The sequence below is a fragment of the Rhodopirellula halodulae genome (assembly GCF_020966775.1).
Lineage (GTDB): Bacteria > Planctomycetota > Planctomycetia > Pirellulales > Pirellulaceae > Rhodopirellula > Rhodopirellula halodulae.
In genome coordinates, this window is record NZ_JAJKFV010000030.1 from 315,359 (window position 1) to 335,449 (window position 20,091).

The window sequence follows — 20,091 nt, forward strand, 5'->3', positions numbered from 1 at the left end:
CGTTGACTTGAGAAACGAAGCGAGCGATCAACTCGGATCTTTTTTTTCGCGATGTTTTCGTCGACCTCTGAATCTTTGCCCCGTACTTCGTGAATTTTGAAACAGGAGTCTGACGTTGAATTGGCGTCCGTATTTCGCCGTCATCTGGGACTCGTTTCACGCCGCGATGGCTTCGCGTGTGTTGTGGGCTGCGATGCTGGCCATCTGGGTTCTGTTGGGTTTGCTGGCACCGATCGGTGTTCGAGAAGACTACACCACAACGTTCCGTTGGTTCGATGTCTACAACGGGACTCGCATGAAAGCCATGTTGGCACAGGGCATGGTTGATCCGAGTCTGGACGACAAGCCTTTGGGACGAATTGCCAGTGCGATGCCCGAGGAACTGTCTCGCAAGCTCAAACGCGTTGGTGAAGGCGACGAGGTCCGCATTCCCTTGCCAATGTTGACGGACGCGTTGAACGATTTGATCGATCAGCAGTACAAGGAGCTGAGATCGGATCAGGACGCGGTGGATGAAATCGATGGCGACGAAGCACAACAGCAACCCAAACAATCTTGGTACGACGCAAACGTTTGGTCAGAAACGGTTCGCCTCAGGGAGCTCCGCGAATTGGATGACACACCGGACGATGAACTTTCCGATTCGTTGATCCGACGCCGCGCACGTTTGCGAGTGGAAGCTGCTTTGCCGGGAGTCTTCGAGGCGAGAAGTGCTCGTTCAGTCTTGCTGACCTACGGCACGCTGGACTTTCCGACAGGATTTGAGATCGACCGTGCGCGTTTTGAATCGCTTTTCAATCAGTTTGTGATTCCGACGCTTGTGCACTGGTTGCTCGGTTTCGTGCTGGTTTTCTTAGGCGTGTTGGTCACGGCATCGATTATCCCTGACATGCTGCAAGCCGGTTCTTTGCACTTGTTGCTGAGCAAGCCCGTATCGCGGCCCGCTCTGTTGATCGCAAAATTTGTGGGCGGGTGCGCATTTGTGTTCCTTTGCGTTGCACAACTGGTCATTGGGTTGTACTTGATCGCTGGGATCCGACTGGAGATATGGAACCCCAGGATTTTGTGGTGCATTCCGGTCGCGGTGTTCCTCTTTGCAGTTTTCTTCAGTGTTTCCGTACCAGCAGGACTGAAGTGGCGTTCGCCAATCATCTCGATCGCCGCAGCCGGTGCTCTGGCGGCGATCTGCGTTGTCTTCAGCGTCATCGCGGGCGTTTTTGATACTCGCATTGTTCAACCGGATCGAATCGCCGGCATGGTTCATGTGGGTGACGATCTGATTGCGGTGACGGCCGGTGGCGGCATGAATCGTCTCGACGAAGACGGTTCGCGCTGGGTCGAGATGATGGAAAGCAAAGCCATGTCCAACGATCGCGTTCTACGTCCCGTCGCGATCGACAATGACCATGTGCTCACCGCACGAATTCGAAACGGTAAGTTCAATCCGTTTGGCTCCGGCTCGTTGGATTTGATCGTGCTGGATCGCGGCAACGATTGGAAGCCACAGCCAGGGTTGCGTTTGCCGACGGCCACCGAGCGTCTGATGGTCATCAACCGAAACGAAGCATCCGGTTCAGGACAAACACTGGCGATCAATACAGCCGACATGTTGATCACCACCAACGGTCAAATTTTGGAATCGATCGGCAAGGAACCGGAAGATGATGCGGATGACAACTCTGCGACACCTGATGGTGAAGGCCGGTCACCAAGAGGCGCTTCATCCAATTCAATTGGAGCTTGGTTGGGGACACTGATGACCATGCAAGGTGGCGCAACGGAGGATTTCGTTTCGATCCTGCCAAAGAATGTCGTTTTGCGTCCACCCATTCGACTGGCGTTGCCTTTGACGGGTGGCGCGAAGTCTGACTCTGATTCGGAAGCCAAGTTGTGGGTCTTGAACGGCGGTCAGTTGCAGTGCTTGCAAGCAGATGGAGATCCGGTTGCGAACGTCTGGTTGCGAACCGTCAACGTCGACCTGCCCCACGATGACACGCCGTTGCCACCGGTCTTGGCGGCGGCATCGAAATACGTCATCGCGAGCACCGGGGATGAGCAAGCCCATGTGATCGACGCCGAAACGGGCGAAGAATTGATTCAATGCGAATGGCCCAATGAGATTGCTCCTCTGGCGATTCATGCGATCGCAGAGAATCAATTCTTTGTTGTCACGACCGACGGTGACGGCCATCTCATGCGGGTTGTCGCCGACGAGTCTGGTGATGGTTGGCTCGAGATCATTTCAACAATCAATACCGATGACATTGAATCGGTTCTTGTCGACGCGTCCGACACGGAAGAGGTCGTGCGTTTGGCTCTGGCTCATGATGTCGATCGGATCAGTATCTATCGGACATCAAAAGCGGAAAAGGGACGGTTTGAACTGATGGAAACAATCGAACCGGAACGATCGTTTTGGCGTCGAATTGATCGTTACGCCGTGGGGTTGCTGGAGCTTCTCACGCCCCAAGTCCTCGCACTCGGCGACACCACGGCTGGGATGGTTTCCGGGAAACAGGCCTTCATCATCAACGGCGGCGACATGGAGACCGGCGAAGTGGTCCGCTATGGAATCCTCCGTCCCATCCTCAGTTGCGGCGTTTTCATCGTGGTGATGTTGAGCCTGAGCTGCCTTTATTTTGCCCGCAGCGATTTCTAGAAAGTTTCTTTCGCGACGGGTCGCATTTGCCTGACCAAGTCGCTTCAGAGTGATTGCGTTAATGCGCAAACGTCGCGTGTGTGATTGTGGGTGGTAACGGTTGTCGTGTTTTCGACGACTAGGAAAGAAGAGCAACCGCACAATCAGTCGGTACGCGACCACCACGCCCGAAATGAAGGGGTAGGTTTGATCAGCCCCAACCACCATTCATTCAATTTCGGAAGAGTAAGAGGGGCATTGCTATGTGCGAACACAAACGAGTGTTGTTCGTTGATGACGACGCAATCATTTTGCGTGTCATGCGGCGCAGTCTCGGGGACGTCTATGACGTGGAAGTCGCAAATTCCGGGCAAGCAGCGCTAGAGATTTTGTCAAACGAGGGGCCGTTTGACTGTCTCGTCAGCGACATGCGTATGCCACAGATGGATGGTGTCGAATTGGTCAATCGTGTGGAAACGGGGCACCCGCGATTGCCGTGCATCATTCTGACTGGCAACCAGGACGAGGAAAGCGAACTGCGTGCGAAGAACGATTGCAACGCGTTTCGACTGCTAAACAAACCTTGTCCTCGAGATGAAATCATCGAGTCGATCGAAGATGCCATCCGCAGTGCCGAGAATTCCAATCCAAATCCAATCGAGCGATCGAGGCAAGTCACCTCCGTCTAGTCGCGATTGGATTCGCGATGCAAAAGTCATCCAGTGGATAGGACTCAATTCAATGAAACGGTTCGTTTTTCTGGCGTTGATCACGCTTGTGATCGGCTTCCTCGCGACATTCGCGACGATGGAGGTCGTTCGCCATAGCGCGCTACGACATGATCATCAGCGTTTTGATCGCTTGGCAGACAAAGTCCAGAGCGAATACCAGCGACGGATGAAGGAAAATGAACTTGGTTTGATTGCAGTTCAGTGCCTCTTCTCAGCTCGTGAGCGGGTCGAATTCGACGAGTTCAATCAATTGATTCAACGCATCCGAATGAAAGACGATGTGTTGGACGCGGCGGCGTTTGGATACTTGGAGGTCGTTCCCGATACGCCTGATGCAATCCAAGCATTCAAGGAGGAACTGGCTGACTATGATCTGCCAAGTTGGAAAGTGTTCACCCCGAGCGATGCTGGCGTCGAAGGCCAAATCCCTTCGGAAGCAGCGTTGGTTCCTGGTCGCTTCCTTATCAAGTTCATCGAAAGCGACACTCGATACAGCCACCTGATCGGACTGGACATGTCCACGGAAAAGGTGCGTCGAGCGACCGCAGAATTGGCCGCCAGAACTGGCGATGCGTGTATCTCTCCACGTCTGCAACTTGTCAGTGACGCACCCGATGCCGCCGGCTTTCTGTGGTTTGTCCCTCACTATCATGGCAACCCATCCAACGAAGAAGAACGCCTCGCGAACATCTTGGGATGGGTTGGAATGGCGGTCGACACCGAGTCATTGTTCGGTGGTTTGGACGCCATCACCGAAGGCGAATTAGGGTACAAGTTGTCGATCGTGGAGGAAGACGGGCGTGCCTTTCAGCTCATCGCCAGTGCCAGCAAACCAAATGCGGACTTCCCGCGGATGAAAAGGACATTGCTGGAAAAGTCCGGAAAACAAGTTTGGCGAATCGATGTTTACCCCACTTCGCGTTTCTCAACCACGGTGCCTTCCACGGTTTGGGCCGTTGGGTTGGGTGGCGGCTGTTGCACGTTGTTGGTCTCGGCATTGGTGTTGCTGCTGGGAGTCAGCGCGTACCGGGCCCGCAAAATGGCTGATCGGATGACGCTTGATCTTCGCCGCTTGGCCATGGTCGCGAAGCGGACGACCAACGGGGTGATCATCACCGATAACGAGCGAAGAATCACCTGGGTCAACGAAGGCTTCACCCGCATTACGGGATACACATTGGAAGAAGTGGTCGGCAAAGTCCCGGGCAGGATTCTTCAGTGCGAACAAACTGACAGCAACACCGTCAATCAGATCCGCAGTGCGCTGAACGCAAAAGAGGGATTCTGTGGCGAGTTACTGAACAAGAAGAAAGACGGCACTTTGTATTGGGTCTATCTCGATATTCAGCCGTTGTACGATGACGAAGGTTACATGCTGGGTTACCTCTCCATCGAAAATGATGTCTCCGATTCGCGCCTGGCGGCGGAAGGGTTGGAACGAGCCAACCGCCGGACGCAATATGCCTTGGACGGCGGGAAGATGTCTTTGTGGGATTGGGATATTGAAAGTGGAATCGTCACTTACGACAGTCGTTGCGAGAGCATCACCGGACACACCAGCGACCCGGATGGCGACAAGATCGAAGTCTGGTTTGACCGAATCTACCGAGGCGACTTGGCTGAGGTGAAGCGAAATATTGATCGTTGTATCGCAGGCGAAACCGAATACTTCGAAATTGAATGGCGTTGCCTGTTGGAGGACGGAAACTACAACTGGCTGTTCGCTCGCGGACAGGCACTCTCTCGAGATGAGAACGGAGTTGCCACCGTAATGGCTGGTACAACGATGGAAATCAACGAACGCAAACGGGTCGAGCTCGCACTGGTCGAGAGCGAAAAGCGTTCGCAAGCCATTTTCAAGACATCGCAGGACGGATTCTTGTTCTTGCGTGGTGCGGAAATTGTGGACTGCAACCCGCGAGCACTCGAGATGTATGGATTTGATTCGGTGGAAGAGATCTCCGGAACCAATGTGGTCAGTTTGTCGCCGGAGTATCAACCCGGCGGTGAGCTGTCAGAAGTTTTGGGGCATCAGCTCATCGAGAAAATTCATGAAAAGGGGGCGTTGCATTTCGAATGGACTCATCAATCCAAGGATGGACGAACGTTCGAGTGTGATATTTCTGTCGCCGCATTTCGATTGTCAGGCGAAGAGTACATGCAAGCGGTGGTTCGGGACATCTCGAGCAAAAATCAGATGCGTCGCCAACTGTCTCAAACTCAAAAGCTGGAAAGCATCGGTCAATTGGCGGCCGGTGTAGCTCACGAGATCAACACGCCAATGCAATGTGTGTTTGGAAACGTTGAGTACCTCAGCAGTGCCGTCGAAAAAGTGTTCTCGTTGACCGAGGCCTATCGCAAAGTTGGGGGCGTCGGTGAGCAGATTGTCAACGACGACGAGACCATACGCATGGCCGAGAAGAAATGTCGCTTCGATGATCTGAAGATCGACATCAGCGAATCGATTGAGGAGGCGCATGATGCGTCGAACCGAGTGATCGAAATCGTCCGCGCGATGAAAACAATGTCGCATCCTGGATCGGCCGCCAAACAACTGACCAATCTGAACCAACTGGTCCATGACGCGACAACAGTGGCCAGAAATCACTGGAAATATGTCGCGGAACTTGAGTTTCAATTGGACGATACGATTGATTTGCTGCCGATGTATGCGGCGCCGATGAGCCAAGTCATTTTGAACCTGGTCGTGAACTCAGCCGATGCAATTGGGGAAAAAGTCGGCAAGGAACCAGACGAACTCGGCAAGATCACCGTTTCGACGGTCAACGAAGGCGATCACGTTTGCATCAAGGTGCGAGATTCAGGAGATGGGATGCCGGAAGACGTTCGACGCCGGGTGTTCGATCCATTCTTCACGACCAAAGAAGTTGGAAAGGGGACCGGGCAAGGACTCGCGATCGCCTATGACGTTGTTGTCAATCAACATCACGGTTCGATTCAGGTCGATTCAACGCCCTCGCAAGGGACTTGCTTTACCGTCCGATTGCCGACGAATCAGGAGACATCCGAAAATGCAATGATCGGGGCTCCTGTTTCAAACAGCACTGACGCTGGACCACTCAATTCAACTCTGATTTCTTAAATTGCGTCGTCAGAACGATCGTTCATCGCTGGCGATAAAAGGTGGATGCAATCTCGCCGGAATCGGTGATACCCCAGCGGAATCGTGGCGAAGCAATAAAGGCCAAGCAACCACGCGGGCGTTCCATTCTGAAGCAGTCGTGACGAATCCAACTGAGCGTCGCCCGCGAACCACCCAACCGCCATATAGGTCCCATTGGCCAACAGACAAAAATTCGCGAGGAACCACGCGAATCGATGACCCAGCAGCATCGCGGTGGTGACCGGCACGAGAACGCCCAAAACTGGACCGGCCCAGAGAGTCACCAAGGGGTTGGGGTCGGGAGCGTGAATCGAGTAAGGCAATCGCCACGGTGCTAAATCGACCGTGACCAATGTTGCTCCGGAGACCCATCCGCCGATCAAATGTCCAAACTCGTGTGACTCAATCATCACGACCCAGCCGACAAGCATTCCACCGAGTAGCAACCATACGTCGCGGGCATTCGAGTGACGCATTCGCCTGTACCCAGTTGTTCGCTCACTGAGGTCCCGTCATCTCCCAAACGACGCCTCGAGTGGTTTGCGGATCGATGAAGCCAGCTTTCTTTCCAAGCACACCGTCATGAGGCGTCTCGCTCTTCGGCTTCATGCTTCGATCGCTCAATTGGTCAAACGTTTTTTTGACATCGTCGCACTCAAAGCACAAGTGATGCAAAGCCTCACCACGTTGTTTGAGATGTTCTTGCAACGGATGGTCCTCCGTGAGTGGCTGGACCAATTGAAGGTGCAAGTTCCCCATGTCCAAATGGGTCAAACGAACTTGCCCTGATTCAATCCGTTCATCGATCAATACCGAAAGCCCCAACTGGTCACGGTAGAACGCCAGGGCTTCGTCCGTATCACGCACGACGATAGCGATGTGATCCAAACGGTGAAAGAGAGGCGGTTGCGACATCGTGGTTAAGATCCAATGTTTATTTTCATAGAAGATTGGTAAGCCGTCATCGAGCATCGAGGACGCTAGCTCGTCGTGTTTGCGAGTTTGTTGAAAGCCTCCAAGAGGGCTTCTTTACCACCGACATTACCAGGGAAAACGACGTAGGCCATTCCAGGAAAGCGACTGTGGTCAGGCATTTTCCAAACGGGAATCCCCGGTAAGATTTGCCCAAGAACCATCGCCTCTTTTGCGTGAAGTCCCTTGGTGGCAACATCGCTGGACGTGATCCCTCCCTTGGCGATCAAGAATCTCGGGCGTTGATTCAATCGCTCAACGATCGACACCAACGCCGCGGAAACTCGGTTGCCGATCGAAAGACTGGCAGCAGCGTCCGCTCCCGTGATCAGTCGACGCGAAGACGACAACACAACATGGTTGGTTTGCAAGCATCGGTTGACTTCATCGACGACGGTGTCCAGGTAGTTCTTCGACTCGTCCTGAAGCAAACGATCGACGTCCAACACAACGGATTTCACGTCCATGCTGTTTTCCAGCAGGTGAGCGAGCTGCTGCGTGGTTTTGGGAACGTACGAACCAACGACGACCAAACCGGTCTCGGAGCTCGGATCGACCATTTCTTCTGTCGTCAGCAGTTCCCGTGGTTCGAGCCCCGCGAAAGCTTGGACGAAACTCGCCGCCGTCCGATAGATGAATGTCTGCCCGGCGGCTTCGGCAGTCCTGACGGCGTGAACAAAGGCCTCGATGTCTCGCATTGACGCAGCATTCACCACGCATACTGATCCAGGTGGCAACTGAGTCAATCGCACGCTGAGCGAACTCAAGTCCTCCGACCGCAGTTCCTCCAGCGAAACCGAATGGACCTTTGCTGGGTCCAACTCGCCACGATGTTTCTCAACCGCCCAATCTCTCAGATCGCTATTCTGAAAACCAAAGGCGGCGTCCTGAGCAAACGGAGTTTCCGAAGCAGGGATGAGACGGTCTTCCTCGGCGACGTAGTGAACATCATTGATCGTGAAACGACCGCCTTGCAAGAAGAACGGAACAATGACGTGAACCGCGTTGGAGATGCCGATGACGGAAGCCATTGCATCGACTTCAGCCGGGTAGTGACCCCGCAACGTGGAATCGCTGCGACTGATGACCACGAAAGGTCGGCCAGTTCGCTTGGATGCCTCGTTGAGGTTTGCTCCGATTTCTTTTGCGAGTTCAACGGCGGCTTCTTCGGGAAGTGATCTTGAGTTGGTGAGGATGTAGAACATCGCCTGATCCGACTCAAACGATTTCACCAATTCATTAACGCCCCATGTGGTGCGGACGGGAGTGTCGTAAACGGTTTGAGTACCAGTTGGGTCATCATCCAGCACCACTACTTTGCGCGAATCGGATTTCATCTGCTGCCGAATATCGGACAACAAAGAGCTGGAGCGTTCAGCGGAAACTCCCGCGAGAGCGTTTTCGAGGGTCAGAGACATGGCGAGCAGTCGGCGAGTTGTGCTGGCGGAAAAGGCTGAGTGAGAGGTAACGCGCAGATCGTTGGCAGATCATTGATCGATTGGAGCATCTAGAATTGCGAAGGCGCGGCACGGAGCACCATCACCTCCAGCGACTTTTAGCGGCATGGCCCCAAACAAACACTTTGGGCCCGTGATCGTGTCCAGGTTCGTTAGCCCTTCGACGATGATCACGTTTCCCCCAAGCAAAATCTTGTGGACGAGCGTCACGGCGGGCAGGTCGTTGACATCAGCAACTGATGGCGGTTCCACGCCGATCAGACGCACCTTGTGTTCGACCATCCAAGTCGCCAACTCAGGGCTGATTGGTTGGAAGTTGTCTCGGTAGTAGTCCGCGTCGTGAACATGCCGACTCCAACCTGTTCTAAACAACAATGCATCGCCGGGACGATGTTGATCGGCAACGGTTTGAAGGTGATGCACCTCGATTGGAGTTTTAGGCTTGAGGTGAGTCAGGTCCACCACCCAAGCCGGCCCCAGACAATCCTCAATCGGAATTTGATCAATCGTTTGCGGGGCAGCTTCGAAATGCAGCGGCGCATCCATGTGCGTTCCGCAGTGCGAATAGAGATGAAGTGTGCTCGCATTCCATCCATCTTTCGCAAGCGTGAACTTGCTTTCAAATTCGACGCCCCGCATTCCAGGTTCCAGCGTCAACGTCAGATCGACGACCTTCATTGAGGAGTCTCCCAGTTCCCGGATTGAGACGACGCGTACATGGCTTCCTGAACGGCAAGACTCTTTAGATAACTCTGGCCATCCGTTTCAAATGGTTGGCCGGATCTTAGACAATCAATGAAGTGCCGCTGGGTGGCAAAGACACAATCACCCGCAAAACCATGTTGGCTGGGCGAATAGTCGTGATCACGTTCCTTCTCGCCCAACGGCTGAATGGTCAATCGCCCGTCGTCGTATAGCCGGATCGATCCCTCATTTCCCTCCAACAACACCTCGCCGAAGGTGTAACGGGGGTTCTTCGAGGTGGATTCGTTGAATCGGTTGGCGTCGTACAATCCCATCGCACCGTCTTCAAACTTGAAAACGCCAATCGCGGTGTCTTCCCCCGCGATGACCGGGTTCAGTTTTCGATGCCAACACCAAGTTTGCGAAATTTCGCCGCCGAGGTATCGGAACGTGTCGATGGTGTGAATGCCGGCTTCGAAAATAAGGAACTTCGGCATCGTTTGAAAATATGGCTGACGTGCCAAGTAGGCGTCGTCCCCATGTCCATCGCCCGCACGATTTCGAAACGAAATCGAATGCAGCCGATCTCCGATAACGCCCGCCTCCATCAATCGTTTCATTTCGCGATACCATGGCTGGAAACGAAAGTTTTCGTGAACCATGAAGCGGACCCCACGTTGCTGCATCAAGTCGACCAATTCATTGGCTTCCTGAACGCTGGGTGCCAGGGGTTTCTGGCAAATGATCGCATGGCCGCGACTGGAAATCTCATCGCAGAGCGGAAGGTGGGTGTCCGGGCGAGTGATGACATCGACAAAGTCCACCGGATGTTCGTCCAACATCTGTCGATAGTCTTGGTGGACCGCGGGAATTCCATGTTGTTCTGCGATGGTGTTGGCTTTGTCGAGATCCATGTCACAACAAGCAACCATTTCGACGTCATCCATACGCTGCCAGGCGTCATAATGGAATTGGCTGAAGTAGCCCGCCCCAATAACAGCACCTCGCAGTCGAATTTTTTGCGGATCTTCGCTCATGTCGTTGCTCCCGCGCTGGATGAACCGTCTGGATTCCTGTGCAGCCCCAATTCGTCGGCAATGCTACGGTCGGGACTGATTCGGAACCAAAGAAAAATCGCGACCAAGTTCAATGCCGCGGCGAGATAGAAGAACGGTTGGTGAGCGTTGAAATAGGCGACCAAGTAGGGAAAGGCCAATGAGGTCGCGAAGGATCCCAGGTTGCCGACCATGTTCATTGCACCGCTGACCGCGCCGGCACTTTTTCCGCCGATATCCATGCAAGTCGACCAGGATGGACTGAGGATCATGTCGCTTCCAAAAATGGCGATGCACATACAAATGACCGCGGACATGGGCGTCGTCATGTTCACACACAAGCTCATCCCGATCGCACCGAAAGTGAAACCAACCGCGGCTGGCAAACGTCGGGACAGCTTCCAACGATTTTGGCTGTAGAGTCGGTCGACGGTGAAGCCAGCCAACCAATTTCCAAGAACACCGCACAGCAACGGTGCCGCGGCATAGAGACCGGTTTGCTCGTTGGTGAGCGAATACTGTTGTTTCAGGTAGGGAAAGAACCAACTGACAGTGAAAAAGAACGTGAAGTTGTGCGCGACATATTGAAACATCAACATCAGCATGTTGGGCGACCGTAACATCTCACTGAAACGAATCGCGGGTTCTTCCAAAGTCGCCGATTCTTGAGACGCGCGTTTTGGCGATCGCGATTCGATGATGTGATTCGCCTCTTGTTCTGAAACCGCGAAGTGTTCTTCAGGCAAATCGCGAAACAGAAGGAACCACATCACGGCGAAAAGGATTCCAAGGCTTCCAAAGAACCAGAACGTTTGTTGCCATCCGCCCAAAGCTCCAATCAGCCACACCACGCCGGGCATGGCGAGTGCCGCCCCCAACCGTCCACCTGAAAAACTGATGGAGTTCGTGATGCCACGTTCGTTCATGGGCAACCAAGAGGTGAACGCGCGAGCCAACGTCGGATAGCCGCCCGATTCTCCCATTCCGAATAAGAAACGCAGACCGATCATGGCGAATAGGCCGCGTACCACTCCGGTCAACACCGTAAAGGCCGACCAAACAAGGCAAACAACCGCCATCACTTTTCGCGGCCCGAAGCGATCGGCCAGCTTGCCACTGGGGACTTGAAACAAGGCGTATCCCAATGCGAAAGAGGACATGACCCAACCCATCTGTTGGTCAGTGAACCCAAGGTCCATCGCCATGTCGTCTTTGGCGGCGGAGATGCATGCCCGATCAACCCACATCAGAACGGACAGCAGGAATGCGCCGAGAATCAAAAAGAAACGGATGGGCATATCGGTCTTTCGCAGTCGAGGGCGGAGGCAGCGTAGATTTCACTGCCCGTTGAGATGAAAGACGCATTCGATGACGAATGGTCTGTCTCACGTGAAGAACGAGAACACAAGGTTTCTCGTTCCGCAGCAATCAGCGATTCAAACCGAGGTTGATTCGGCTTGCAGGTGATAGTTCAAACGGTCCGCGATTTGGTCAGTGATGGCGACCGTCGACAGTTTGCCACCCATGTCGGCGGTGCGTTGCGTTGGATCTGACAGCACGTCCGCGATCGCCGTGTTGAGCGCATCGGCTGCACGACGTGTCTCCGGGTGATCCAGCCATTCCAACATCATCGCCGTTGAAAGATGCATCGCGATTGGGTTGGCGATGGATTGTCCCGCGATATCCGGAGCGGACCCGTGCGAAGGCTGGAACACCGCCGCTTTGTCGCCGATGTCGCCGGAAGGAGCCATTCCCATCCCACCAACCAAGCCCGCCGCCAAGTCCGAGAGGATGTCACCGAACATGTTCTCGGTGACCAAAACGTCAAAATCCTGAGGACGCCGGACCAGGAACAACGCCGCGGCATCGACGTAAATGTGTTCGGCTTCGATGTCGGGGAAATCTTTCGCCACTTCATCAAACACGTGACGGAAGTAGACCATGGACGAAAGCACGTTGGCTTTGTCGATCAACGAGACTTTCTTCTTCCCGTCGCGACGACGCGCGGTCTCGAACGCCAACCGGCAAACTCGTTCCGAAGCGGTTCGCGTGATCCGCAGCAGGTTGGTGGCTTCGTCGGCTTCCAAGTCCGCGACAGCATCCCGGCCGTAGAACAAACCTTCCGTGCTTTCGCGAACCAAGACAAAGTCAATGTCGCCAGCACCATGTGCTTTAAGAGGCGTGTCGTCCTCGTGAAACAATCGAATGGGGCGGACTCCGCCGTACAATTGCAAACGTTCGCGAAGATCTAGTTGAGGGGCGATCTCTTTTCCATTGGGATACCGAACGTTGGGAAGTCCCATGGCACCGAGCAAAACCGCGTCGCTGGCCAAGCATGCATCAAACGTGGACTGGGGCAGTGCTTCGCCACTGCGTTGATACTCGCCCACGCCAACGCTGTGCGGATCCAGATTGAACTCGACACCATCCAAATGGGGCTGAATCGTTTTCAGCAACCGGACGGATTGGTCGCAGACTTCGGGACCGATGCCATCGCCCCCAAGGACGACCAAGTGGAAAGATTGAGTCATGTTTTGTGAGAGATGGAGAAGCGGCGGAACAGTTGCAAAATCTTGAAAGCGGATGAGGTAAGCTGCTTGGCGTCCGTGGGTGAGTCACGTGCCGTCGTTTGCCTTCAGTGGCGAACATTACAGCACAAGCCTGCGCGTTTCGACAGTGGCCGGGCGACATTTGACGCGTTCGCTCTATACACTCGATGTTCATGAGATCGAATCTCCCGTCCGTTTTGCATCACCTCCATTTCCATACATTGCGATGAATCCAAACTGGCCGTCCCTACGAGAATTGGTTGTTGTCGTGTTTGGCTTGATGCTTTGGGCGTGCGAACATGGCGAGCTCGCTGCGCAGAACGAAAGACCTCGGTTGGCTGTGCTGACGGACATCGGTGGTGACCCAGACGACACGCAATCGCTTGTTCGACTGATGGTCTACAGCAACGAGTTCGAGATCGAAGCGTTCATCGCCTCGGCATCCGGTACGCGTGGCGAATTGAAGGAGTCGGTCACACGAGCCGATCTGATTCTGGACGTGATCCAGCGGTATGAGATTGTTCGGCCGAATCTATTGGGTCATGCGGAAGGCTGGCCGACCGCACAGCATTTGCGATCGGTGGTTCGTTCTGGAAATCCTTACCGAGAACGCGAACACATCGGCGTCGGGCATGACACGGAAGGATCCGCTCATCTGATTCGATGCATCGATTCGGGTAGCCAGGCAGATCCTCTCAATGTTTGCGTCTGGGGCGGGCAAACCGATCTTGCACAGTCGTTGTTCCGAGTTCGACACGATCGCGGTTCAAAGGGACTGGCTGATTTTGTTCGCAAGTTTCGTGTCTACGACATCGCTGACCAAGACGGAATCGCAGATTGGATGCGAACTGAATTCCCCGGCATGCATTACATCCTCAGTCGAGCGGCTCGCGGACAAGACAAACGTCTCGCGAATTTTCGCGGCATGTATTTGACCGGAGACGAGAGTTTGACCAGTCGCGTATGGATTGATGAAAACGTCCGAGCGATGGGGCCACTTGGCGAGCTGTATCCGATGAAGACTTGGACCGCACCCAATCCTCATGGATGCATGAAGGAAGGCGACACACCGTCCTGGTTCTTCTTCCTGCCGATGGGCGGCAACGATCCTGATGATCCAACGCGTCCCGGATGGGGCGGAATCTTTGAGAAACAGCCCGATGGCTGGTACTTCGATGTTCCCGCAACGGTGGACAACGACCCGCGAAAATCGGTGAGCCGCTGGCGAGGGGACTTCCAAGCCGACTTCGCCAAACGAATGCGATGGTGTTTGCCAGCGAAGGATGCGGCGGATGATTGAACGCGAGACGATCGATGCAACACATCGTGTCCGCCGCGTAGGCTGATCTCAAACGGGCGGCGAAAAATCGTGTTGCCTAAAGCTCTCATTCGATGGGGATTTCATAAGCCTTCGAAAGCTCTTCGAAGGCCGTGACTTGTTGTTGGACCCACGTTTCATCAAGTTGCAATTCATGCCGAATCAGCTCGGCCACCGCCGGGGCAATTCGTTTTGATGCGGCTGTGTTGAGAAACAGACATCGGGTCCTTCGTGCAAGTACGTCTTCCACCGTGCGCGCCATCTCGTGACGCACGGCCCAGATGACTTCGCCGGGAGTGATGGACAGCTCTTTCGTCATCGGCTGTGACCATTCCGGCTTTTCGGCTTCAAGTTGCTTGAGTTCTCGCAAGTCGGATCCATAGTGTCCGCGGCCACTTCCCGCGACCGTGTTCTTGGAACCGGAATTCGCATCGTAGCCATGCAAACGCAGCGTTTCGGTTTGGCAGGGTTTGGGTTGGGTTGCGATTGCCGATCCTTTCGTTGACGCGAGTGTCTTGTCGACGCAGTCTTCTGCCATTTTTCGCACGGTGGTCCATTTCCCGCCGGTGATGGTGATCAAACCCGAATCCGATATGCGAATGGTGTGGTCGCGCGACAATGACGCAGTTCGCGAGGACTTATCGCCTTTGACCAAGGGACGAATGCCGGTGAAGACGCTGAGCACATCTTCTCGCGTCGGGGATTCCACCAAATATTCCTTCGCGGTCGCCAGCAGAAATTCAATCTCTTGCGATTGTGGACGCGGTTCGAGTGAGACCTCGTCGATGGCAGTGTCGGTTGTGCCAACGACCGCGTGGTTGTGCCATGGGATGATGAACAAGACTCTTCCGTCCGACGTCTTGGGGACGATCATTGCAATGTCGCCGGGGAAGAATCGTCGCGGAAGAACAATGTGGACTCCTTGGCTGGCCGCCAACATTTTCTCCGCCTGCGGTTCGTCCATTTCACGCACCGCATCGCAGAACGGGCCCGCCGCATTGACCACGCGATGCGCGTGGATGGTGTGCTCGGTGTTGGTTTCTGAATCCACAGCTACCACGCCGTTGATTTCGCCGGCGTTGTTCTTTAGTAAATTGGTCACGCCAAAGTAGTTCAGCAAGCAAGCTCCTTGCTCATCAGCGGTTCTTGCCATGCTGATCAGCAATCGAGTGTCGTCGAACTGGCCGTCGTGATAGATCACACCGCCGCTGGTTTTCTCACGTTGGATCGTGGAGACGCGTTGGAGAGTTTCCGATTCCGATACAGCGTGTGAGCGTCCAAAACGGTTTCCAGTTGCGAGGAAGTCGTAAACCTTCAACCCGGTGGAGTAATACAACCGCTCCCAAGTTGACCGGCATGGGATCAAAAACGGCATGTCGTGAACCAATTGTGGCGCATTGTTACGAAGAAGCGTTCGTTCACGAAGCGCGTCTCGCACGAGTGTGATGTTGCCTTGTTGCAAATAACGCACACCACCATGGACCAGCTTTGTGCTGCGACTGGATGTACCTTTGCCAAAATCTGCTTGCTCGAGTAGCAAACAGTCCAATCCACGACTGGCCGCATCCATGGCAATGGCGACACCGGTTGCCCCGCCGCCTATGACGACGATGTCCCAAGGCTCCGTGCGTTGTTCGACTCGCTGACGGTTCGTGTCTCGATGCATGATTTATTCGCGCTTTGCGGTTTCAACAATTGTGGGTGAAGTTGATGAGTGCAAGTGTTCTAAAACTTTCCGCCGACTGACCGTTCATTCAGCCCATTGCTTGGATCGTTCCAACGCCTGTGCCCAGCGTGCTCGTCGCTTCTTGGCTTCCGCAGAGGACATCTTGGGCTCGAAGACGCGATCGGTTTCCCAGATGGATTCGATCTCTTGGGTGTCCTTCCAAAATCCAGTGGCGAGTCCAGCGACGTAAGCGGCACCGGCCGCCGTGGTTTCAATCACCTTGGGACGGACGACGCGAGTGCCAATGATGTCGGCCTGGAACTGCATCAACAGATCGTTCGCAGCGGCGCCACCGTCTACTCGAAGTTCTTCGATGGCCACCCCGGAGTCGTTTCGCATTGCATCCAGAACGTCGGCGACCTGAAAAGCGATTCCTTCAAGCGCCGCGCGTGCAATGTGTGCTTTCGTTGTGCCTCGAGTCAGTCCCACCAAAATGCCTCGCGCGTACGAATCCCAGTGAGGTGCCCCCAGTCCCGCGAACGCGGGAACCAAGTAAACGCCGTCCGTGTCGTCGACAGTCGAGGCCAAAGACTCAACTTCGGAGGAAGATTGAATGATGCCCAGCCCGTCACGCAGCCATTGCACGATGGCACCGGCAATGAAGATGCTGCCTTCGTAGGCATACGCACGGCGTTCGCCGTTCCAGCAAGCCACCGTGGTGAGCAGTCGCGACGGTGACGGTTTGGCTTCCTCGCCGATGTTCATCAGCATGAAACAGCCGGTTCCGTAGGTGTTCTTTGCCATGCCCGGCTGAGTGCAGTTTTGGCCAAAGAGTGCTGACTGCTGATCGCCGGCTGCACCGCCTAAAGTGATTGGCTCACCAAACAAAGACGTGTCGGTTTCGCCAAACACGTGACTGCTGGGATGCACTTCAGGCAACACCTCGCGTGGGATGTTGAACAATTGCAACAACTCTTCGTCCCAATCGCCCGTGTGGATATTCCAAAGCATGGTTCGAGACGCATTGGTGACGTCTGTCGCGTGCAAACGACCACCGGTCAAATTCCAGAACAGCCAACTGTCGATGGTGCCAAATGCCAGTTCACCAGCGTCGGCTTTTTCGCGAGCGTTCGGAACATGATGCAGCAGCCACTGCAGTTTGGTGGCACAGAAATACGAATCGATGATCAGTCCCGTTTTCTGTTGAACGGCATCCGCGTGCCCGGCGTCTCGAAGTGTGTCACAAATCGATGCAGTCCGGCGATCCTGCCAAACGATGGCGTGATGGATCGGCCTTCCGGTCTGCCGGTCCCAAACCAATGTCGTCTCTCGTTGGTTCGTGATGCCAATCGCGTGAACGTCAGCCGCGGACATCCCGTGATCGCTCAAGACTTGCTGCGCCACCGACAACTGTGTCTTCCAGATCTCCTCGGCGTCATGTTCCACCCAACCAGCCGCCGGGTAGTGTTGCGTGAACTCCTTCTGCGAGGTCCCTAAGATCGATCCGTCGTGGCCAAACAAGATGGCTCGTGAACTTGTGGTGCCTTGATCCAGTGCCAATATCGCCTTCACTGTTCTTCTCCGTCGACGGTGCATTCATGTTGGAGCGGACGACTCAGTCGTCGCTGCTCGCATTCTATCGGTGCTCGCGGGACAACGCAGGCGACACGCCACTTGCTTTGCGGCGAACGCGGTTTGGGAGCAATGGCCATGCCAACAGAGGATCCGCCCAAAGGAACGCATTGGGTCGCATGGACTCATCCGTGTGTTGCGAGATCCCCGCTGGTTCGCCGCGTCGGCATCGAAAAGATCCGCCGGACTTCTCGCATTCTTCGCTCAGCGACCTTCCGTTTTCGCTAGACTGAAGTCAGGCGATGCAGTCATTCACGCTTGGACGGAGGTGATCCGATGTCGAGAATTCAGCAGATGGCAGAATCCGTGTTACCACCCTCGTGGTTTGTTCGCGTTCGAGCTTCCTCGCAGCGATGGATGATTCACTGCCCGCAATGCCATCGAGAACAGTCCGTGTGGGACGTTGGCGGAATTCGGTTCGGCGCGGCGTCTGTCGGCAAACGCATCGCGGCCCATTGCGAGACTTGCGGCATGGTCAACGCCAAGTTGGTGTATCGCGAAGACGCCGAGTGAAGCAACGAAATCGGTCGGTATTGCGTTGGACGTTTAGGTGCGTGGTCGTCAGGCGGAGCCTGACCTACTATTAGCGGCTCGGCGCGAGCCAACCGGTGAGGAAGCATGTAGCGTCGCGACTTGAAGGGATGCCATTCCGTGTGTTGTTACCCGTAGATGCGCGGTTGTCAGGTGGGACCTGACCTACTATTAGCGGATCGGCGCGAGCCGACCGGTTACGGTCGTCGGATCTTATAGATCGTTATCTCGAACGGCCGCCAACTTTGCGTGCAATCGAGCTTGCATTTCGCGAACCACATCCGCGTGTTCCGGCGAATCAATCAGATTGTGAAATTGCTTCGGGTCCTCACGCATGTCAAACAGCTCGGCGCCACCCGACCCGTCCTCACGGTATTGCAGATAAGCCCAACGGTCCGTGCGAATTAAAAATCCCTTTCGCATGGGAGCGACACAAAAGGCTTCGTCTCGGACGGACGCTTCCGGATCCTTTAGGAGCGAGGTGATGTCGCGCCCTTGCACATTGGCCGGAACGTCCAGACCACACAACTTCGCGGTTGTTGGATACAGATCCAGCAGTTCGACAAAACTGTGGCATACCGCGGGCTGTTGTCCTGGTACACGAATGATCAATGGAACCTGAGCGGACTCATCACGGAGCGAAACCTTTGCCCAAAAGTCATGCTCACCAAGATGGTAACCATGGTCGCTGGTGAAGATCACGATCGTGTTCTTGTCCTGACCAGATGCTTTCAAAGCCGCCATCACCTTGCCGACTTGGGCATCGATGAACGCGACTGACGCATAGTAGGCACCCAACGCCTTGCGTTGTTTTCGCAGATCCATCTGCATGTTCAGACTGGTTTTGTAGTTGATACCTAGCTTGGGGATGTCGTCCCAATCATTGTCCAATCGTTCAGGGAGTTGCTGGTTCCGATAGGGCTTGTACGGTTCGAAATATTTCGCGGGGGCAACAAACGGCACGTGCGGTCGTACAAACCCAATGCCGAGCCAAAACGGTTGATCGTGTTGTTGGTTGATCAACTGAACGGCTTTGTCGGCTGTTTTGCCATCGGAGTGAACCAAGTCATCCCCCTCGGCTTCGACCACGACGAACGTGTTGCCTCCTACAACCGGTCGTTTCCCATCCGGATTGCTCTCGAGCGTCTCACCTTCACCCGGAGCTTTCCACTCGGGACCGGGTGAGTTGAAACGATGTGTCCACGAGACAGGATCGTCGGCTCCATTGCCCTGATTATGGTTGCGTCCATCGCCACCTTCCTGGATGCCGCCGGGCACGCCCATGTGGAAGATCTTGCTCACCCGCGTCGTTTCGTATCCCTGTTCACGAAAGCACTGCGGCCACGTCCAACGGTCTCCAATCTTGGACCGTGGACTGACGTAACTGAAAACTTCCGTCGCATGAGGGTAATAACCGGAAAGAAACGACGCTCGCGAGGGACCACAATAGGTGGCTTGGCAATACGCTCGGGTGAACCGTGTGCCTTCGGCGGCCAACGAATCGATGTTCGGCGTCTGGCAAACCTCATTGCCATAACATGATAGCGCCGTCGAAGTCAGATCATCCGAAATGATGAATAGGACATTCAACCGCTCGGTCGAGGTCCCATTGTTTGGCTGCTCCGCCGGAAGCCGTCCACCCGAGATCGCGGCGGTCATCGCCAGGAGGCAAAACGCAGCGAGACGTTTCGGGAAATTAGAAGGATGGAACATGGCAGCGGCTGTGCAGATCGA

15 protein-coding genes are annotated in these 20,091 nt (G+C 54.7%); 5 read left to right on the top strand and 10 right to left on the bottom strand.

Annotation, left to right across the window (positions count from 1 at the left end; all coding sequences use genetic code 11):
• Positions 1-166 precede the first annotated feature (166 nt).
• From LOC70_RS23170 to LOC70_RS23180, 3 genes are all read left to right on the top strand, one after another.
• Entirely contained in the window at positions 167-2,659 is a 2,493-nt protein-coding gene (locus LOC70_RS23170; protein WP_230256492.1) for an ABC transporter permease, read from the top strand.
• A 242-nt stretch (positions 2,660-2,901) separates the two neighbouring features.
• On the top strand, positions 2,902-3,327 hold the full coding sequence (locus LOC70_RS23175; RefSeq protein ID WP_230256434.1) for a response regulator: 426 nt from the start codon (positions 2,902-2,904) through the stop codon (positions 3,325-3,327).
• 52 nt (positions 3,328-3,379) lie between these two features.
• On the top strand, positions 3,380-6,472 hold the full coding sequence (locus LOC70_RS23180) for a PAS domain S-box protein (protein ID WP_230256435.1): 3,093 nt from the start codon (positions 3,380-3,382) through the stop codon (positions 6,470-6,472).
• On the opposite strand, the gene LOC70_RS23185 is transcribed toward LOC70_RS23180, so the two are convergent.
• The 7 genes from LOC70_RS23185 to LOC70_RS23215 form a co-directional block, all read right to left on the bottom strand.
• Positions 6,469-6,969: a hypothetical protein gene (locus tag LOC70_RS23185; RefSeq protein ID WP_230256436.1), complete on the bottom strand. Its 501-nt coding sequence runs from the start codon at positions 6,967-6,969 to the stop codon at positions 6,469-6,471. The two genes, LOC70_RS23180 and LOC70_RS23185, sit on opposite strands and share 4 nt — an antisense overlap.
• 22 nt (positions 6,970-6,991) lie before the next feature.
• Positions 6,992-7,408 carry a VOC family protein gene (locus LOC70_RS23190; protein ID WP_230256437.1) on the bottom strand — a complete coding sequence of 139 codons (417 nt, stop codon included), beginning with the start codon at positions 7,406-7,408 and terminating at the stop codon, positions 6,992-6,994.
• A 65-nt stretch (positions 7,409-7,473) separates the two neighbouring features.
• Positions 7,474-8,883, bottom strand: coding sequence for a four-carbon acid sugar kinase family protein (locus LOC70_RS23195; RefSeq protein ID WP_230256438.1), 1,410 nt, complete (start codon positions 8,881-8,883; stop codon positions 7,474-7,476).
• A 69-nt stretch (positions 8,884-8,952) separates the two neighbouring features.
• The gene (locus LOC70_RS23200; RefSeq protein ID WP_230256439.1) at positions 8,953-9,600 is read right to left on the bottom strand and encodes a cyclase family protein; all 648 of its coding nucleotides are present in this window, start codon (positions 9,598-9,600) and stop codon (positions 8,953-8,955) included.
• On the bottom strand, positions 9,597-10,643 hold the full coding sequence (locus tag LOC70_RS23205) for a Gfo/Idh/MocA family protein (protein ID WP_230256440.1): 1,047 nt from the start codon (positions 10,641-10,643) through the stop codon (positions 9,597-9,599). The genes LOC70_RS23200 and LOC70_RS23205 overlap by 4 nt, the downstream gene beginning before the upstream one ends.
• Complete coding sequence (locus tag LOC70_RS23210; protein WP_230256441.1) at positions 10,640-11,959, bottom strand: MFS transporter; 1,320 nt, start codon at positions 11,957-11,959, stop codon at positions 10,640-10,642. Before LOC70_RS23210 ends, LOC70_RS23205 begins: the two co-directional genes overlap by 4 nt.
• Before the next feature lie 138 nt (positions 11,960-12,097).
• A complete protein-coding gene (locus tag LOC70_RS23215; RefSeq protein WP_230256442.1) occupies positions 12,098-13,192 on the bottom strand; it encodes an isocitrate/isopropylmalate dehydrogenase family protein in 1,095 nt (364 codons plus the stop codon).
• 244 nt (positions 13,193-13,436) lie between these two features.
• Here LOC70_RS23215 and LOC70_RS23220 point away from each other — a divergent pair, with 244 nt between their 5' ends.
• Positions 13,437-14,510: a DUF1593 domain-containing protein gene (locus tag LOC70_RS23220; protein ID WP_230256443.1), complete on the top strand. Its 1,074-nt coding sequence runs from the start codon at positions 13,437-13,439 to the stop codon at positions 14,508-14,510.
• Between the two features lie 85 nt (positions 14,511-14,595).
• Here LOC70_RS23220 and LOC70_RS23225 read toward each other — a convergent pair whose 3' ends face one another.
• Positions 14,596-16,194, bottom strand: a complete 1,599-nt coding sequence (locus tag LOC70_RS23225) for a glycerol-3-phosphate dehydrogenase/oxidase (protein ID WP_230256444.1) — start codon at positions 16,192-16,194, stop codon at positions 14,596-14,598.
• Between the two features lie 84 nt (positions 16,195-16,278).
• A complete protein-coding gene (gene glpK / locus LOC70_RS23230; RefSeq protein ID WP_230256445.1) occupies positions 16,279-17,766 on the bottom strand; it encodes a glycerol kinase GlpK in 1,488 nt (495 codons plus the stop codon).
• Between the two features lie 354 nt (positions 17,767-18,120).
• Here glpK and LOC70_RS23235 point away from each other — a divergent pair, with 354 nt between their 5' ends.
• Positions 18,121-18,339: a hypothetical protein gene (locus LOC70_RS23235; protein WP_230256446.1), complete on the top strand. Its 219-nt coding sequence runs from the start codon at positions 18,121-18,123 to the stop codon at positions 18,337-18,339.
• A gap of 231 nt (positions 18,340-18,570) precedes the next feature.
• On the opposite strand, the gene LOC70_RS23240 is transcribed toward LOC70_RS23235, so the two are convergent.
• Complete coding sequence (locus LOC70_RS23240; RefSeq protein WP_230256447.1) at positions 18,571-20,070, bottom strand: sulfatase; 1,500 nt, start codon at positions 20,068-20,070, stop codon at positions 18,571-18,573.
• Positions 20,071-20,091: the final 21 nt, after the last annotated feature.

Bases quoted from the DNA above. Each gene is read 5' to 3' on its own strand.
- LOC70_RS23170 (WP_230256492.1), top strand. From the start codon at position 167: ATGGCTTCGCGTGTGTTGTGGGCTGCGATGCTGGCCATCTGGGTTCTG.
- LOC70_RS23175 (WP_230256434.1), top strand. From the start codon at position 2,902: ATGTGCGAACACAAACGAGTGTTGTTCGTTGATGACGACGCAATCATT.
- LOC70_RS23180 (WP_230256435.1), top strand. From the start codon at position 3,380: ATGAAACGGTTCGTTTTTCTGGCGTTGATCACGCTTGTGATCGGCTTC.
- LOC70_RS23185 (WP_230256436.1), bottom strand. From the start codon at position 6,969: ATGCGTCACTCGAATGCCCGCGACGTATGGTTGCTACTCGGTGGAATG.
- LOC70_RS23190 (WP_230256437.1), bottom strand. From the start codon at position 7,408: ATGTCGCAACCGCCTCTCTTTCACCGTTTGGATCACATCGCTATCGTC.
- LOC70_RS23195 (WP_230256438.1), bottom strand. From the start codon at position 8,883: ATGTCTCTGACCCTCGAAAACGCTCTCGCGGGAGTTTCCGCTGAACGC.
- LOC70_RS23200 (WP_230256439.1), bottom strand. From the start codon at position 9,600: ATGAAGGTCGTCGATCTGACGTTGACGCTGGAACCTGGAATGCGGGGC.
- LOC70_RS23205 (WP_230256440.1), bottom strand. From the start codon at position 10,643: ATGAGCGAAGATCCGCAAAAAATTCGACTGCGAGGTGCTGTTATTGGG.
- LOC70_RS23210 (WP_230256441.1), bottom strand. From the start codon at position 11,959: ATGCCCATCCGTTTCTTTTTGATTCTCGGCGCATTCCTGCTGTCCGTT.
- LOC70_RS23215 (WP_230256442.1), bottom strand. From the start codon at position 13,192: ATGACTCAATCTTTCCACTTGGTCGTCCTTGGGGGCGATGGCATCGGT.
- LOC70_RS23220 (WP_230256443.1), top strand. From the start codon at position 13,437: ATGAATCCAAACTGGCCGTCCCTACGAGAATTGGTTGTTGTCGTGTTT.
- LOC70_RS23225 (WP_230256444.1), bottom strand. From the start codon at position 16,194: ATGCATCGAGACACGAACCGTCAGCGAGTCGAACAACGCACGGAGCCT.
- LOC70_RS23235 (WP_230256446.1), top strand. From the start codon at position 18,121: ATGGCAGAATCCGTGTTACCACCCTCGTGGTTTGTTCGCGTTCGAGCT.
- LOC70_RS23240 (WP_230256447.1), bottom strand. From the start codon at position 20,070: ATGTTCCATCCTTCTAATTTCCCGAAACGTCTCGCTGCGTTTTGCCTC.